The sequence below is a fragment of the Bosea sp. OAE506 genome (assembly GCF_040546595.1).
Lineage (GTDB): Bacteria > Pseudomonadota > Alphaproteobacteria > Rhizobiales > Beijerinckiaceae > Allobosea.
Genome location: NZ_JBEPOB010000001.1, coordinates 3,993,587 through 4,008,137, shown reverse-complemented (window position 1 = coordinate 4,008,137; position 14,551 = coordinate 3,993,587). Strand labels below are relative to the sequence as shown.

Here is a 14,551-nt window from a genome sequence, read left to right as displayed (position 1 = left end):
GCCCGCCGCTTGATGCGGCGGGCGACCCTTCTCTCGTCATCGCCAGCGCCAGGAGCCGCCCGTGTCGAATTACGGCCTGATCAAGTTCCGCCTGCCGACCGGCCAGAACCTTTCGGTTCGCGGTTCGGTGACCCGCAACCCCGCCCGCGTCAGCCGCGAATCCGTCGTCAATCTGGACGGCACGGTCGACCGCACCGAAACCCCGATGGGCTATCGCTTCGCCCTGTCGCTGCAGCCGAAGACGGCCGAGGGCGTCGGGATCGACTTCGACGCACTGATGGCCTTCGACAAGGTCACCTTCACCTTCCTGCATGACAGCGAGCGTGTCGACCGGACCTATAGCCGAGCCTCGCTGATCGGCGACCCGCAGGTCGACGACATGACCGGCGAGGTCACCGGCATCACCGGCGTCGCCGAAGGCTATCTGGAGACGCCGCGGTGAGCGCGCCCCGCCGCGAGGATCTGCCTGATGGCACGGTGCGCATCTGGTTCGCCACGCCGATCCTTTTGCATGCCGAGCCCAAGGGCTTCGTCGATCTGCGGCCGCCGACGGCGGGGGAGGTCTGGGAGCTGGGTGACCCCCGCGCCTATATCTTCAACGATGCGGGGCTCGGCACGCCCTATGTCGACCGCCCGCTGCTGCGGCAGTGGATTCCCCGGCTCATGGTCGGGCATGATGCCGACATCCTCGGCCGCGAGCGCGATGCGGGCCTCGGCCTACTGATCGAGGAGGCGGTCCTCGATTTTTTCGCGAACGCTCGGAAGCGGTCGAAGCCCGCATCCGAGCCCTCGCCCAAGCCGGAATAGCCCCCCGCGAGATCGAGGCCATGTCCCTGCCGCGCCTGGCGCGCTGGGCGGAACTCTACAGGTAAGCCATGGTCGTCGCCGTCCGCGCCGAGGCGCTGATCACCGCGCAGAACCGTCTCCGCCCCGGCCTCACGGGCGCGGCGCGCGAGCTGGACCGGTTTCGGGCCCAGCAGACCAAGGCGACCTCCGCCTTCGGTTCGACGGCCGCGCGCGCCTTCGCGGCTGTCGGCGGCATCTATGCCGGCGGCCGTGTTCTCCAGGGGCTCAACCAGGCCTCGAAGCGCTTTGCCGAGGTCGACCGCGCCATGGCGCGCACCGGCATCACCGGCGACGCCAATGTGCGCCAAACCCGCGAGGGCACCGAGGAGCTGCGCAATCTCGCACGCGACACGGCGACACTGTTCGATCCCGCCCAGAAGGGCCTCGACGCGATCACCTCCTCGGGCCGCGACTTCACCGACGCCATGAAGATGATGCCGTCCGTGCTGAAGACGGCGCAGGCTTCGGGCGCCGGCGTGGACGATATCGCCAACACCTCGACCGCCCTGATCGACCATATGAAGATCTCGATCGAGGGGCTGGCGGAGGCGCAGGACACGCTCGCCATGGGCGGCAAGCTCGGCAAGTTCGAGCTGAAGGACCAGGCCCGCTATTTGCCTTCGCTCCTCCCGGCTTACAAGGCCGTCGGCCGGACAGGGCAGGAGGGTCTGCGCAGCCTGATCGCCATGCTGCAGGTCATCCGCAGCGGCACCGGCACGGCCGAGGAGGCCGCCGCCTCGGCGCAGAACATCTTTTCGAAGATGGAGAGCGACGAGACGGTCAAGAACTTCAAGGAAATGGGCGTCGACCTGCCGAAGGCGATGACCAAGGCCCGGAAGGAGGGCAAGGACCTCGTCGCCGTCTTTCTCGAGCTGTCGAACAAGGCCCTGAAGGGCGACCTGTCCAAGGTGCCGCAGCTGTTCAAGGACATGGAGGTGCAGCGTGGCATGCGCCCGCTGCTCGAAAACCTTCAGAAGATCTTGGACTATACGGGCCAGCTTAAGAACGCCAAGGGCACGATCGACAAGGACTTCATCCGCATCAGCGCCGATGCGCAGGCGACCTTCGACCGCTTCGCTGAATCCTCCGATCGCGCCAAGACGGCGCTCGGCGCTCTGGCGGCGGAGGCGACGGCGCCGATCGTCAAGGCCGCCGCCGACCGGCTCAACGAGCTGGCGCAGTCGATGGAGCGCGCCGCGGCCGCGGCCCGGGACGATGGCTTCGGCGCGGCGGTGAAGCGCCTGGCGAAGGACGCCGTCGATTCGGTCGAGCCCTATGCGCCGAAGCCGCAGGACGATCTGACCGAGCTGCAGGCGGGTCAGGATGCCTCGACCATCAGTCGCATTCGTGACCGTGGCCAAAGAGCCAACCGCAAGCCGCGCGACCCCTATGAGGCGGCCAATCTCGACGAGGACATCGCCCAAGCCGAGCAGACCGTGGCGGCCACAACGGGGCCGCAGCGAGAACGGGCACAGCTGCGCCTTGACGCCCTGCGCAACAAGCGCATCGGCAAGGTCACGACTTTCGATCTGACGGAAGAGGAGATCAAGGCGTTCCAGCGCGACCAGATCGCGCGGATGCCACCTCTGCCGATGCTGCCGAAGACGGCAGCATCGGCGACGCCCGAGCAGGCGCCGGATCTGCTCTGGCCCAACGCGCCCAGCTTCGATGCGGCCCGTGAGGCCGATCGCGAAGCGCGGCGTGGAAAAGCATTCCGCAGCGACACCTCCGGTCAGCCGGCCTTCGCGAAGGGCATGGGCCAGAAGGGCCTCGTGCAGCCGCCGAAGCGCCCCGTCGAGCTGAAGGGCGCGATCGACATCCCCGTCCAGCCGCTGGAGGAGGTGCAGTCCAAGGTTTCATCTGTCGCCAACAGCTTCGGGCTGCTCGGCCCGGCAGCTCAGACGGCCGGTTCGGCCATGGCGACGGGCATCAGCTCGGGCGAGGACGCGCTCGACCGCGCCATCGCCAAGGCGCAACGGCTGCAGCAGATCCTGAATGGCCTGAAGGTGCCGCCCCTCGGAGGTGGAGGGGGCGGCTTTGATACGGGCAGGCAAGGCCCGAACTGATCAGCTGCGGCGTTTCAGCAGACCAGGAACGCTTTTCCCGCCGGGTCCATACATGTTCCAGCCGGAGAGGCAGCCCACTGTTTCGCCGGAGGCGTCCATAGCGTCCATGTGGTGCCGATAGCGGGCCTGCCTGAACTCGACAACCTCGGTTCGCTCCATATCGATACGGTGGCGCTTTATCATTGCGCTCAGCTGAAGATCGTTCGCGTAGTATTCTTGGCAGCGATCGGAAAGGACGGAGACCTGGGCGAAATGGTCAACCGCATTGCGTTGATCGATCGACAGGCTCGCGCCGGCGGCGCTCGCGAGTGGGACGAACAGGGCTGCGGCGAGGATTCCCTTCAGCGGCTGCATGGCTTTTTCGACTGGCTGGTCGTCCCATCCTTGCAGACGAAATAGCTGCCCATGCAGTGGCTGACGCCACCTTTCTTGCCGGAGCAAGGCGTGTTTCGCGCCTCAGCCTGGCCGCCCCACCCGATCGCCAATAAGGCGATGACCACACCGCGCATAGCAGCCCCTCCAGAAGGATGGCGGCATCATCATGAGCGTCGTGGTGGTTGTCTAGCGCTCTTTGCGCAACCGGACGCCGGGGCCCTCGCCGTTTTCGGGCACGAAGATCACGCCGGCTCGCTCAAGCGCGCTGCGGATTACGGTTTCGTTCGCTGCATTGATACCCAATGCGCCTTCGGCGGTCTCCGCTCTGCGAACAGTCGAAACGCCTACGCCGGCATTCTTGGCGAGGTCTTCGGCGGTCCAGCCTACGAGCGCCCTAGCTGCTCGCAGCTGCGCGGAAATGAGCGGAAATGGTTCAAGTGAACTCATATTGACCACCAATCAGCCAAGTGATATGTTTCCTATCACGCGAACGGTTTTCGTTCAACGGAGGAAGCGATGTCGATGGCGGCGGCGGTTCAACAGGATGACCAGCGCGACATGCCGCCCGATCAGGCGGTCGCGCTGTATGAGGGGCTAACGACGCTTACCGAGGTGATCGACGCCATGCTTTGCCAGCCGCGATTCGCGGAGGGTGCGGTCTGTAACGCGGCGGGCGAGGTGCTGTCCCATCTGCGCGACCGGATCGGCGAGCAGGCTGAAGCGGCGATGGCCGCGGCCACCGCCAGCGAGCCGAAGGGCCACTACGCCCGGCAGGCCTGGGCAGCGGCGCAGCTCCGCCACGCGGCCGACTCCTCCGAAGAGGTGGACTTGCTCGTCGCCTTTGCCCGGTCGCTGGCCGCCCGGGCTTTCTGACCATGCCGATCCGCCCTGGCAGGGCGGCACGACCCTCGCGGGAATTCAGAGCTTCATCGGCTCCGGTCTCGCGAAAGCGAACCCGTAGCGATGGTCCGGGCCTGCCAGGGCCGGAGCCGATGGAGGCACAGATGACGACGCAGACCCAGACGCAGACAACTTTCGAGCCCGGCGTGATCGCCCCCGTTCTGACGATCAAGGATGGTCGTGTCGTAGCCAACAGCCGCGACGTGGCGATCGCCTTCGGCAAGCGGCACGCCGACGTGCTGCGAGCGATCGAAGATCTCGAGTGCAGCCGGGAATTCACTGAGCGCAATTTTGCGCTCAGTGCGTATCGTGACAGCACGGGCCGCGAGTTGCGGGCTTATGACCTTACCCGCGACGGCTTCGTCTTCCTCGTCATGGGCTTCACCGGCCGTGAGGCCGCCAAGTTCAAGGAAGCCTATATCCTCGCCTTCAACCGGATGGAGGAGGAGCTTCGCCAGATGGGCCTCGCGGTCCATGATCTCGATGGCGAGGATCTGACCGCATGGGGCTTGCCGCTCCGCAAGGTCGACACCGCCTCCCGCCTGATCAGCACTGCGCTGCGGGTCTATGGCCCCGATGCCGCGCGACGGCTCTGGGAGAAGGACAAGTCGCTGCCGAACCTCCGGCGCTTCTCGATCGAGCGGCTGGTCGAGACGCCGGAGGATGATTCCGCCGGCTGCCTGAGGCATCTGCTGCGGATCGAGGCCCGCTCGGGCATGACCATCGGCCAGATGCTCGACCTCGCGATGCGTGACTCGGCCGCCGCCGGCTCGCTGCGCGATTTCGGCATCATCCTCGATCCCGGCATCCACAAGGGCTATGTCGCCTTCGCCGATTCCCATCCCTTCCTGCGCGGCGCCTTCGCCGGCACGCAATGGGCCGGGGCGTGGCGGCGCGCGCTGCTCCTGCTCCTCGGCGCCAAGGCCACGAACAAGAAGCTGATCTTCGCCGGGCAGAGCAGCCTCGCCGTGCTGGTGCCGAAGGAAGCGATCCTGAATCTGCGCCACGGCAGCCCGCTCAACTGACCTAATTCGAAGGGTCATAACTCCTTGACCTGTCACGGCTTTCGACCGTTTTGACAGGCGCAACCCCTTGCGCCTAGAGTGATCACGGTTCCAACCGCCCGGAGGCTCGCGCTTCCGGGCGGTTTTCGTTTGAAGGCATCCCCATGACCGACTGGACGCGCCGCCTGCTGCCGGCCTCGTTCAACGGAATTCCGTTCTATGTCGAGGGCGCGGATGTCGAGGCGGGGCACCGCGTCACCACCACGACCATCCCCAATGGCGCCCATAAAAACGAGGGGTTCGGGCCAAAAGCCCGGAAATATGAGGTCGATGCCTACCTCACCGGCATAACGTCTCCGGTAATCGCTGAGGCCTTGCTTTATGCAAGTGAAAATAAGCATCTTGGTGTTATCGTTTTACCTGACAGTGGCCCTGCTCTTGTCAGACTTTACAAAGCCAAGCGATCCTTTGCGAAGGATAAGCTGGGTTATATTGCAATTGAGATGGAGGCCGTGGCCGAGCCGGCGCTGTCCGGCATTAGGCTTTCGGCCAATGCGCTGGCATCGCAGCTCTTCGCGATCGCCGGGCTGGTGCCGGCGGCGCTGGGCGGCTTCGTCGCCTCGGCCTTTCGGTTGGCAGGCCAGCCTTCCACGGTGCTCGATGCGGCGCTGACCTCGGCCGCCGGCGCGCTGGGCGACCTGGTTGCGTTGCGAGAATCGGTTCGACTGCCCCCTGCCGCTCGCGATGCGGTCTCGCCTGCCTTCGCAGCGGCGACGCTTGCGCTGGGCAACCTGGCCGCCGACCCCGCCGGCTACGGCGACGCGGTCGCCCGTGCGGCCATCGCTCTGGCCGATGCCGCCGACCCCGCCACCCTGACCGAGTCGCTCGTTTCGCTCGGCCCCCCCGTTGATGCCGCGCCGGCGCAGGTCAGCCAGGGCACGGCGCTGGTCATTGCTGCCAATGCCGGCCACGGCGTCGCGCTGACGGCCGCCGTGCGCGCCTTGGCGCTCGGCGAGGCGCTTGGCTATCGCAGCTATCGCGACCGGGGCGAGGCGATCACAGCCCGCGCCCAGGCCGCCGCCGTCTTCGACGATGCGCTCGCGCGGATCGGCCGGCCGGGGCTCGACCTCGCCCGCGAGCTCGCCGCGATGAAGGGCGTGGTCGCCGAGCTGACCGCGCGCCTCGAGGCCGATATCGCACCGCTTATCACGGTCTCTGCTGGGCGGCGCTTGCCGTCTCTGGTCTGGGCCCATGCGCTCTATGACGACCCGAGCCGGGCCGAGGATCTGGCCCGCCGCGCGCGCGCCTTCCACCCGGCCTTCATGCCGGAGCGTTTCGAAGCCTTCGCGGCGTGATGCCGCATTCGTCACGCATGGGGGTTGGAATGTGCGCCGAGCACTGGGGTCCAGATACGAGCCCGACCGGCGGAACGCACACTTTCAACACGTCATTTGCGACGGCGACAGTAAGCCTCGGGTCGTATCCCACGGGCGCGATCGTCTCCTTCGGCGTCGCCGGCCCCGATTTTTCCGCAGGGGTTCCGGTCAGGCCCGAGCGCCGGCGGCCAGCCAAGCGTTCGGCGGCTGCTGTCCGGGTTCGGGATGGCTGGATCGAGACACTCCACCCGACCAAGGGTTGGCGGCGGGGCCGCCGCTTCCTGCCTGAGATTCTCGGGTCTTCGCTTCGCTTCGCCCGAGAATGACGGCTGGCGACTGCCCCGACCATGACGGTGTGACCCATGGCCTTCGAGATCGTCACCATCAAGGCTGGCGGCCTGGTGCTTCGGCCCGTCACCATCGCGATCGAGATCGCCATGGACGAGGCGGCGCGCTCTTTCGAGGCCAAGGTCAAGGATCCCAATCTGACCCAGGCCGCGCTGCTCGACGCGCTCGCCAACCGTCCGGCCTGCACGATTCACAGCCTCGCCTCCGACGGCGTCTCGCTGGCGGCGGGCGAGGGCGGCGATCTGCTGTTGACCGGCTTCGTCGAGAAGCGCTCGCCCTCGCTGCGCTCGGCCGAGGCCGAATTGCCGATCGCGGGGCGCTCGAAGACGGGCGATGCGATCGACAGCGCCGCCGATCATGATAGCGGCGAATTTCGCGACAAGACGGCGAAGGCCGCCTTTGAGACGCTGGCCGGCAAGCAGGATGTGCAGGTCGAGAGCGATCTGCAGCACCCGAAGCGGCCGCTGTTCCGCCTGCGGCCCGGCGAGCGCATTTTCGACGCCGCCGAGCGCTGGGCCCGGGCTGAGGGTTTTGCCATCGGCGACACGCCCGAGGGCAAGCTGAAATTCGCCAAGGCCGGCGAGAAGCGCCATGCCGGCAGCCTGACGGAAGGGCTCAACGTCGTCGATGCCAGCGCCGTGCATGACGATTCCAAGCGCTTCGGCACGGTCAAGGTCCGCGCCCAGGCGCCATCAGGCTATAGCCCCGACGAGCTTCAAATCGAGGCGCAGGCTTCCGACAATGTCGGCGGCAAGCGGCTGAAGGTGATCGTGCCGCCGGAGCAGATCCGCAAGGCCGATGCCCGTCAGCGTGCCAAATGGCACCGCGATCGGGCGGCCGGCGAGGGCACGACCTGCGAGGTCACGACGTCGGGCTGGCGCGACGCGGTCGGCAAGGTCTGGACTCCGGGGCTGCTCGTCTTCGTCGAGATCCCCTCGCTCGGCATCGTCCAGGACATGCTGGTGAAGAAGGTCTCGCTGAAGCAGGACGACAGCGAGAGCGCCGGCACACAGGCCGCGCTCTCCCTGGTTGATCCGCGCGCGTTGGGCGGGAAGAAGAGCAAGGGCTCGAAATCAGGCAAGGCGCTCGACCTCGGCAAAAGTGGTGGCGACGATGCCGAGTGAATTCTGGACGGCGTCCGAGGTCACGACCGGCCGCGTCAAGTCGATCGACGACAGCGGCGACAACCAGAAAATTGTCGCCGAGGGCTACAAGGGTGAGCGCTTCACCGAGGTGGTGCGCGCCCAGCCGCATGGCTTCTCGTCGCATCCGCCGGTCGATGCCGTCGGGCATATCCTGCGCTTCGGATCGTCGGATCGCGTGATCGCGCTGGGCTTCGAGACGCCCGGGCGCCCGAAGTCCCTGCCGGCCGGCGCCTGCGTTCTCTACGATTCCGCCGGCAACGTCATCTTCGCCCGGGCGGCCGAGGGCATCCGCCTCAAGGCCGTGCAGGGCGGCGTCATGGTCGAGGCCGAGACGGGCACGATCGAGCTGAAGCGCGGCGACATGCGCGTCATCGTCTCCGAAGACCGGGTCGATCTCGGCGGGCCCGGCGGCTCGCGCGTCGTCACGCTGGCGGGCCCCTCAACCAAAGTCTTCGCGATTCTCTGACCGGCAAGGCGGGCCATGGCTTACGACATCGCGATCGGCAAGGCCGCGGCCAACGAGCCGGCCCTGTTCTGGTCGACCTTCTGGACTGCGGGCGAGGCTCTCGGCGACTGGCGCATCGCGCCGGCCGGCGACCGCCGCAACCCCGGCGGTCTTGATGCGTCCGGCCAGATCGCCTCGGCGGTTGTGATCTCGCTCTTCACCGACAAGCGCGCTCCGGAAGGCTGGCGCCCCGACGAGCCCGACCGGCGCGGCTGGTGGGGCGACCGGGTCGCGCCCGAGGGTGAGCAGCCGGAGGAGATCGGCAGCCATCTCTGGCTGTTGAAGAACGAGGTCGCCACCGATGCCGTCGCGGCCCGGGCGCAGCTCTACGCCACCGAGGCGCTGGCCTGGATGCTTCGGGACCAGGTCGCGGCGTCCGTCACGGTCGAGACCGGGCTGATCGAAAACCCGCGCCGCGGCGTCTGGATCGACATCCGCATCGCCGGGCGCGACGGCGCGCTGGCCTATTCGCAACGCTTCGAGCGCCTCTGGCGCGATCTGTAGAAGGTCTCCCCATGCCCTGGCAGTCGCGCTCGCTGAAGCAGCACGTCACCGACGCGCAGCGCGCCTTCACCGCGAATTTGCCCGGCGCCGATGCCGCGCTGGCGCGCAACAACCTCGCCCCCGTGGCGCGCATCCTCGCCGGGTTCAACTACGACCTCGAGCGCTTCGCCGCCTGGGCGGCCGATCAGCGCTTCGTGGCGACCTGCGATGCCGACCAGCTCGACCGCCATGGCGCCGAGATGAAGCCCGCCGTGCCGCGCAAGGCGGCGAGCGCGGCGCGCGGGCCGGTGACGGTAACCGCCATTGGTCCGGTCACGCTCGACACTGGCGCCATGCTGCTGCGCTCGGATGGCGCGGCGTTCTCGGTCGATGCCGGCATCGTGCTCGCCGGCGCGGGCTCCGCCACCGTCCAGGTCACGGCGGCGCTCGCCGGGGCCGATGGCGCGACGGCGGCCGATGCGGTGCTGACCGCGGGCTCGGGCCTCACCGGCACGGCGACCTTCGCGGTCGCTTCCGCAGGGCTGGGCGGCGCGGCCGATCCGGAAGCCGACGGCGCCTATCGCGCCCGCCTGCTCTTCGCCAAGGCCTTCCCCGAGCATGCCGGCGCCCCGCCGGACTGGCTGCGCTACACGCTCGCCGTGCCGGGCGTGACGCGGGCCTTCATCGAGCCGCTCGGCCAGGGCCGCGGCACGGTCGTGGTCTATCCATTCTTCGACCAGACCCGCCCGAACGGCATTCCGCTCGAAAGCGACCGGGCCGCTGTGCTCGCGGCGCTAGAGATCGCCGGCCCCGGCGCCGGCCTGCCGGTGGTGCGGATCCCCCAGGCGGTGCCGGTCCATGTCACCGTGCAGAACCTCGCTCCCGACACGCCGGAGGTGCGCCAGGCCGTGGCGGCAGAGATCGCCACCAGCTTCTTCGTCAACAGCCGTGTCGCCGGCCTCGCGACGCCGCATCCCTCCATGCCTTTCCTGGCGACGCCGGCCGCCTTCTCGCGCAGCTGGATCTGGCAGGCGGTCGCCAACGCCTCGGGCGAGGAAAGCCACAGCATCACCGCGCCCGCGACCAACATCACCCTCACCGCCGGGCAGACCGCCGTGCCGGGCACGCTGACCTTCGCATGACCACGTCCTATTGCCACTCCGACGCCACGCTCGGCCGCCAGATCGCCGCCTATCGCCCGCGCGGCGACGCCTGGCGGCATGGCGGGCATGACGGCATCGAAGGCTCGGTGATGGGCCAGGTCTTCGCCGCCTTCGGTGCGGCGATGGGCCCGACCGAGCGGCGCCTCTGCGCGCTGATCGACGAATTTTTCTGTTCGAGCGCTGTCGAGACGCTGGATCTCTGGGCACTCGACTATGGGGTGCCTGACGGCTGCGACCCGTTTGCGGATGTCTGCGAGAAGGTCAATGCCGTCGGTGACAGCACGCCGGAGTATGCGGAAGCCGCCGCGCTGCGCCGTGGCTGGTCGATCGCCATCGCGCAGGAGTGGATTGTCGCACCCCAGTCCTGCGTCATGGGGATTGGCCAGATGGGTGCCGTGCGTATGGGCGCGCAACAGGGCGTCGCCTGGCGCATCGCCATCAATCTGGCGGCCTCCCCGGCCTATGCGCCCGCGGCGATCCAGCCACTCATGGGCCTGACCCGCCTCGGCCTGGGCTTCAACTGCCCGCCCGATGTCGAAGGCCTGCGTTGCCTGGTGCGGCGGATCGCGCCCGCGCACGCAGACCTGATCTTCACAACCGTTTAAGGACAACGTCATGGTCAATCTCTGGGGCCCTTCCGCTTTCGGCGGCGCCAATGCGGCTGCGACCCGTCCGGATTTCACGCCATTGAACGGAGCCGGCGACGCCGACGACTTCGCGAAAGACTGTTCCTCGCCCGCGGCCTTCGACGGCACCGAATGGCGCGCCGCGCTGCTCAATGCGCTGATCGTGAACATGCGCAGCGTTGTGCGCGCCAGCGGCGTGGCGGACGACAATCTCGACGATGCGCTGCTGATGCGAGCCATCCGGTCGAGCGGCTCGATCTATATTCAGGCCGGCGGAACCGCGAACGCCCTGACCGCGACGTTCCCGACGCAGATCAACTCCTACGCTCAGTTGCGGTTGATGCTTCTGGTGGCGGTGCAGGCCAACACCCGATCGGGCGTGACCTTCGCGGCGCCGCCTTTGGCTGCCCGGCCGATCAAACGGCGTGGTGGCGGCGTCCTGCGCCGCGGTGATATCCAACCCGGCCCGGTGATCCTGATCGATGCCGGCTCTCATTACGAAATCGTCGGCGGCGGTGGCGCGGGCCGCACGCTCCTGCAGGCGAATCTGACGCTCTACGTCGCGCCGACCGGCAACGATACGCTCAACGACGGCCTGGACGCAGCCGCGCCGTTCCTGACGCTCCAGCGGGCCTGGTCGGAGATCGTCAACAACTACGATCTCAACGGCTATGTCGCTACGGTCGAGATCGCTGACGGCACCTACACGGCGGGCGTTACCGCGACGGGATCTCCCCAAGGGGCCAACTCAGGCACCGGCTCGGTCATCTTCAAGAGCACTTCGGGCAACGCAGCCTCGCTCGTCGTCGGCGTCACCGGATCCAACGCCTTCACGGCCCAGGGCGGCGCGCAGTTCACGCTCCAGAACTTCACGGTTCAGACGGCGGGGGCCGGCACGTCGTGCCTTGTTGCCACAACCGGCGGCCTCATTGCACACACGGGAATGCGGTTCGGCGCGTCCGTCCTCGCGCATATGAACGCGGCCAACGGCGGCTTCATTCAGGCGACGGGCAACTACACGATCGCCGGCAATGCCTCGTTCCATGCGGTCGGCTCATCGGGCGGCCAAGTGTCTTTGGCCGGGCGGACGGTGACTCTTGCCAGCACGCCGGCTTTCTCCTCCGCGTTCGCCTATTCCCAGCAGGGTCGGGTCGATGCGACCGGGGCGGTTTACAGCGGCGGCGCAACCGGCTCGCGCTACCTCGCCGTCGAGAACGGCGTCGTCACCACCGGCGGTGCGGGCGCCTCCGCCCTTCCGGGCAACGCCGTCGGCTCGGTCGCATCGGGAGGCCAGTATGTTTGATCCTCGCGACCATTACTGGTTGGCGGAGGACGGCCGACTGTTCGGCTCCGCCCGCGCCGGCCTCGTCAACGCGCCTGAATCGGACGAGGCCTATGCCGCATGGCGCGACCTCGGCCGCCTACCGACGCCCTGGCCGAGCGGGGACGGCGGCGAACAGTCGCTTGCGACTCTGCAGGCCGTTCTTTCCCCCTATGGCCTCTTCGCCGATTTGCTTTCCTATGCCCGCGATCGGCGGTGGCGCGCGGAAGTCGGCGGCATGACCTGGAACGGCGTGCCGATCGCTACAGACGACAGCAGCAAGGTGAAGATCGCAGGCGCCCGCATCAAAGCGCAGGCCGACCCCGCTTTCGAGACGACCTGGTATGGCGCCGATGGTGAGGGCGTCGTCGTCGATGCGGCGCTGCTCACCGCGCTGTCTGACGCGGTGCTCGAGCATGTCGACGGCACCTTTACGACCTTCGGCCTCGTCAAGGTCGGTATTGCCGCAGGCGCGATCACCACCACGGCCGAGATCGACGCGGCCTTCGGCTGAAGATCGGCCATATGCCTCTTTCCCCCGTCGGGTCCCCTCCGGCCACCCGGCGGGACTTCACGCCATGCGCCAACCCGCCGCCACCGGGCGGCTTTTTCATGACCGGAGCCTGCCATGATGCTGGGCCAGGGCCGCGCCGCGGCCATTTCCAATGACGACATGGCGGCGCTCGCCCGTGAGCTGGGTTGCCACCCGGCCACGCTCGAGGCGATCGCGGAGGTCGAGTCCAACGGCTTCGGCTGGTTCGACGATGGCCGGATCAAGATCCTGCCGGAGCCGCACAAGTTCGACGACTATCTCCCGGCGAACCGCCGGGCCGAGGCGCTGCGCCTCGGCCTCGCCACGCGCTCCTTCGAGGCCACCAAGGCCTCCGGTCACTACAAGCGGATGACCAACGGGCCCGGCCCCCGCTACGCCTTCCTGGCGCGGCTGATCGCCTTCGACGAGAACGCCGCCTTCAACGCCATCAGCATCGGCCGCTTCCAGATCATGGGCTTCAACCATGATGTCTGCGGCTATCGGACCGCGAAGGCGATGTTCGACGCCTTCGTCGATTCGGAGGCGAACCAGCTGCGCGCCTTCGGCCGCTTCCTTGTCAGCAAGGGGTTGAAGGACGAGCTCGCCCGCGAGGACTTCGCGACCATCGAGACCCTCTACAATGGGGGGGGGCTCAACGGAGTCTATGCCGCCCGCATGCGCGCCGAGGCGGTGAAGCTGAAGCGCGGAAAATGGGCGAAATGGCCCCATGACTGGCCGGGCAAGGGCGTCACGCTGCCGCCGCCGCCGATGGTGCCGCCGGCGCCTGCTGCGCCCGTCGCGCCCGTGGCGCCCTCTCCGGCCCGCGATGCTCGGGTCAAGCCCGAGCATGACGCGCTCCCTCCTGTCCCCGCGCCGCCCCCTGTCGCCCCAGCCGCTCCCGCCCCCTGGTGGTCGCGGCTCTGGTCGGGCTTCTTCACCGCTGCGAAAGGGCCCTGAGATGGATCTCGCCACCACGCTTGGCTCGCTCGCGGGCGAGCTTTTCAAGCAGGGCGCCAAGCAGCTCGGCGGCATCGTCGGCGGGGCGGTCGGCGGCCCGGCCGGCGCCATCGCCGGGACGCTCGCTGGCAAGGTCGTCGAGACGCTCGCCGGCAAGCTCGGCACACCCGCGACGCCGGAGGCCGTCACCGAGGCGATCCGGAAGGGGCCGGAAGCGGCCGCCCCCGTGATCGCGCAGGTCGAGGCCGCGGCGCCGGAGATGATCCGGCTCTGGGAAATCGAGGCGCAGCGCGGCAGCGATGCCCAGGCCGCCGAGATCGAGAAGGGCTTCGGCGCGTGGCAGTTCTGGCGCGGGGCCTGGCAGGGGCTGATCATCGCCGGCTGGGCGGTGATCCTGCTCGCCGGCGTCTTCGGTGGCAATGCCGGCGTCAGGCCGCTCCTGCCGATGGCCGATCTGATCTCCGCCTGGGGCACGGTGACGCTGACCTGGCTCGCGGTCTTCAATGGCGGCCACACCCTGAAGGAAATCGCCCCGCAGCTCGGTTTCGGGCGGGGGCGCAAGTGACGGTCGCCGGCGAATTTTCCCTCGCCGCCGTCCTGCCGCTGCTGGGCATGCTCGCCACGCTGGCCGCGAGCTGGGGCATCGTGCGCTTCCAGGCCGCCCAGCACGACAAGCGCATTGCCCGGCTCGACGAGCGCTGCGAGGCACTCGGCAAGGAATTGGCCGAATTCAAGGTCGAAGCCGTGCAGCGCTTCGTCAGCGACGAGGCGCTCGCCAAGGTCGAGTCGCGCATCTCCGACGGCTTCAACCGCCTCGCCGACCGGCTTGATCGCCTGGTCGAGGCCACGCCCCGGCGCACGCCCCGGAGCTGATCCCAGCCTTCCGCCTTTCCCCGCAACCGAA

The 14,551-nt window shown here is 68.2% G+C and carries 18 protein-coding genes and 1 pseudogene; 17 read left to right on the top strand and 2 right to left on the bottom strand.

Going from position 1 to position 14,551, the window contains the following annotated elements; all coding sequences use genetic code 11:
* The first annotated feature begins 61 nt into the window (after nucleotides 1-61).
* The 3 genes from ABIE41_RS19455 to ABIE41_RS19445 all read left to right on the top strand — a co-directional run bounded on the left by ABIE41_RS19455 (nucleotide 62) and on the right by ABIE41_RS19445 (nucleotide 2,912).
* Entirely contained in the window at nucleotides 62-442 is a 381-nt protein-coding gene (locus ABIE41_RS19455) for a hypothetical protein (RefSeq protein WP_192641896.1), read from the top strand.
* Nucleotides 439-807, top strand: a complete 369-nt coding sequence (locus ABIE41_RS19450; protein WP_192641895.1) for a hypothetical protein — start codon at nucleotides 439-441, stop codon at nucleotides 805-807. Before ABIE41_RS19455 ends, ABIE41_RS19450 begins: the two co-directional genes overlap by 4 nt.
* A 68-nt stretch (nucleotides 808-875) precedes the next feature.
* On the top strand, nucleotides 876-2,912 hold the full coding sequence (locus ABIE41_RS19445; protein WP_192641894.1) for a phage tail tape measure protein: 2,037 nt from the start codon (nucleotides 876-878) through the stop codon (nucleotides 2,910-2,912).
* Here the strand turns inward: ABIE41_RS19445 and ABIE41_RS19440 are convergent, their stop codons facing one another.
* Entirely contained in the window at nucleotides 2,913-3,266 is a 354-nt protein-coding gene (locus ABIE41_RS19440) for a hypothetical protein (protein WP_192641893.1), read from the bottom strand.
* Nucleotides 3,267-3,473: 207 nt separating this feature from the next.
* Complete coding sequence (locus tag ABIE41_RS19435; RefSeq protein ID WP_192641892.1) at nucleotides 3,474-3,734, bottom strand: helix-turn-helix domain-containing protein; 261 nt, start codon at nucleotides 3,732-3,734, stop codon at nucleotides 3,474-3,476.
* 69 nt (nucleotides 3,735-3,803) lie between these two features.
* On the opposite strand from ABIE41_RS19435, the gene ABIE41_RS19430 reads away from it, so the two are divergent.
* From ABIE41_RS19430 to ABIE41_RS19365, 14 genes and pseudogenes are all read left to right on the top strand, one after another.
* Nucleotides 3,804-4,160: a hypothetical protein gene (locus ABIE41_RS19430; RefSeq protein ID WP_192641891.1), complete on the top strand. Its 357-nt coding sequence runs from the start codon at nucleotides 3,804-3,806 to the stop codon at nucleotides 4,158-4,160.
* A gap of 131 nt (nucleotides 4,161-4,291) precedes the next feature.
* On the top strand, nucleotides 4,292-5,212 hold the full coding sequence (locus ABIE41_RS19425; protein WP_210320836.1) for a Rha family transcriptional regulator: 921 nt from the start codon (nucleotides 4,292-4,294) through the stop codon (nucleotides 5,210-5,212).
* A gap of 143 nt (nucleotides 5,213-5,355) precedes the next feature.
* Nucleotides 5,356-5,610: pseudogene (locus ABIE41_RS19420) on the top strand (DNA circularization N-terminal domain-containing protein); the annotation flags it as partial.
* A gap of 93 nt (nucleotides 5,611-5,703) precedes the next feature.
* A complete protein-coding gene (locus ABIE41_RS19415; RefSeq protein ID WP_354193549.1) occupies nucleotides 5,704-6,546 on the top strand; it encodes a hypothetical protein in 843 nt (280 codons plus the stop codon).
* 383 nt (nucleotides 6,547-6,929) lie between these two features.
* Nucleotides 6,930-8,039 carry a phage baseplate assembly protein gene (locus ABIE41_RS19410; RefSeq protein ID WP_192641888.1) on the top strand — a complete coding sequence of 370 codons (1,110 nt, stop codon included), beginning with the start codon at nucleotides 6,930-6,932 and terminating at the stop codon, nucleotides 8,037-8,039.
* Nucleotides 8,029-8,526 (top strand): phage baseplate assembly protein domain-containing protein, encoded by a 498-nt coding sequence (locus ABIE41_RS19405; protein WP_192641887.1) that lies wholly within the window; start codon nucleotides 8,029-8,031, stop codon nucleotides 8,524-8,526. The genes ABIE41_RS19410 and ABIE41_RS19405 overlap by 11 nt, the downstream gene beginning before the upstream one ends.
* A gap of 15 nt (nucleotides 8,527-8,541) precedes the next feature.
* Complete coding sequence (locus ABIE41_RS19400) at nucleotides 8,542-9,069, top strand: phage GP46 family protein (RefSeq protein WP_192641886.1); 528 nt, start codon at nucleotides 8,542-8,544, stop codon at nucleotides 9,067-9,069.
* A gap of 11 nt (nucleotides 9,070-9,080) precedes the next feature.
* Entirely contained in the window at nucleotides 9,081-10,190 is a 1,110-nt protein-coding gene (locus tag ABIE41_RS19395; protein WP_192641885.1) for a baseplate J/gp47 family protein, read from the top strand.
* Nucleotides 10,187-10,816 (top strand): hypothetical protein, encoded by a 630-nt coding sequence (locus ABIE41_RS19390; RefSeq protein WP_192641884.1) that lies wholly within the window; start codon nucleotides 10,187-10,189, stop codon nucleotides 10,814-10,816. Before ABIE41_RS19395 ends, ABIE41_RS19390 begins: the two co-directional genes overlap by 4 nt.
* Before the next feature lie 10 nt (nucleotides 10,817-10,826).
* Nucleotides 10,827-12,140: a hypothetical protein gene (locus tag ABIE41_RS19385; RefSeq protein WP_192641883.1), complete on the top strand. Its 1,314-nt coding sequence runs from the start codon at nucleotides 10,827-10,829 to the stop codon at nucleotides 12,138-12,140.
* Nucleotides 12,133-12,672, top strand: a complete 540-nt coding sequence (locus ABIE41_RS19380) for a DUF4376 domain-containing protein (RefSeq protein WP_192641882.1) — start codon at nucleotides 12,133-12,135, stop codon at nucleotides 12,670-12,672. The genes ABIE41_RS19385 and ABIE41_RS19380 overlap by 8 nt, the downstream gene beginning before the upstream one ends.
* A 114-nt stretch (nucleotides 12,673-12,786) precedes the next feature.
* On the top strand, nucleotides 12,787-13,647 hold the full coding sequence (locus tag ABIE41_RS19375; RefSeq protein ID WP_192641881.1) for an N-acetylmuramidase domain-containing protein: 861 nt from the start codon (nucleotides 12,787-12,789) through the stop codon (nucleotides 13,645-13,647).
* Between the two features lies 1 nt (nucleotide 13,648).
* Nucleotides 13,649-14,212, top strand: coding sequence for a hypothetical protein (locus tag ABIE41_RS19370; protein WP_192641880.1), 564 nt, complete (start codon nucleotides 13,649-13,651; stop codon nucleotides 14,210-14,212).
* Nucleotides 14,209-14,520 carry a hypothetical protein gene (locus ABIE41_RS19365; RefSeq protein WP_192641879.1) on the top strand — a complete coding sequence of 104 codons (312 nt, stop codon included), beginning with the start codon at nucleotides 14,209-14,211 and terminating at the stop codon, nucleotides 14,518-14,520. Before ABIE41_RS19370 ends, ABIE41_RS19365 begins: the two co-directional genes overlap by 4 nt.
* Nucleotides 14,521-14,551: the final 31 nt, after the last annotated feature.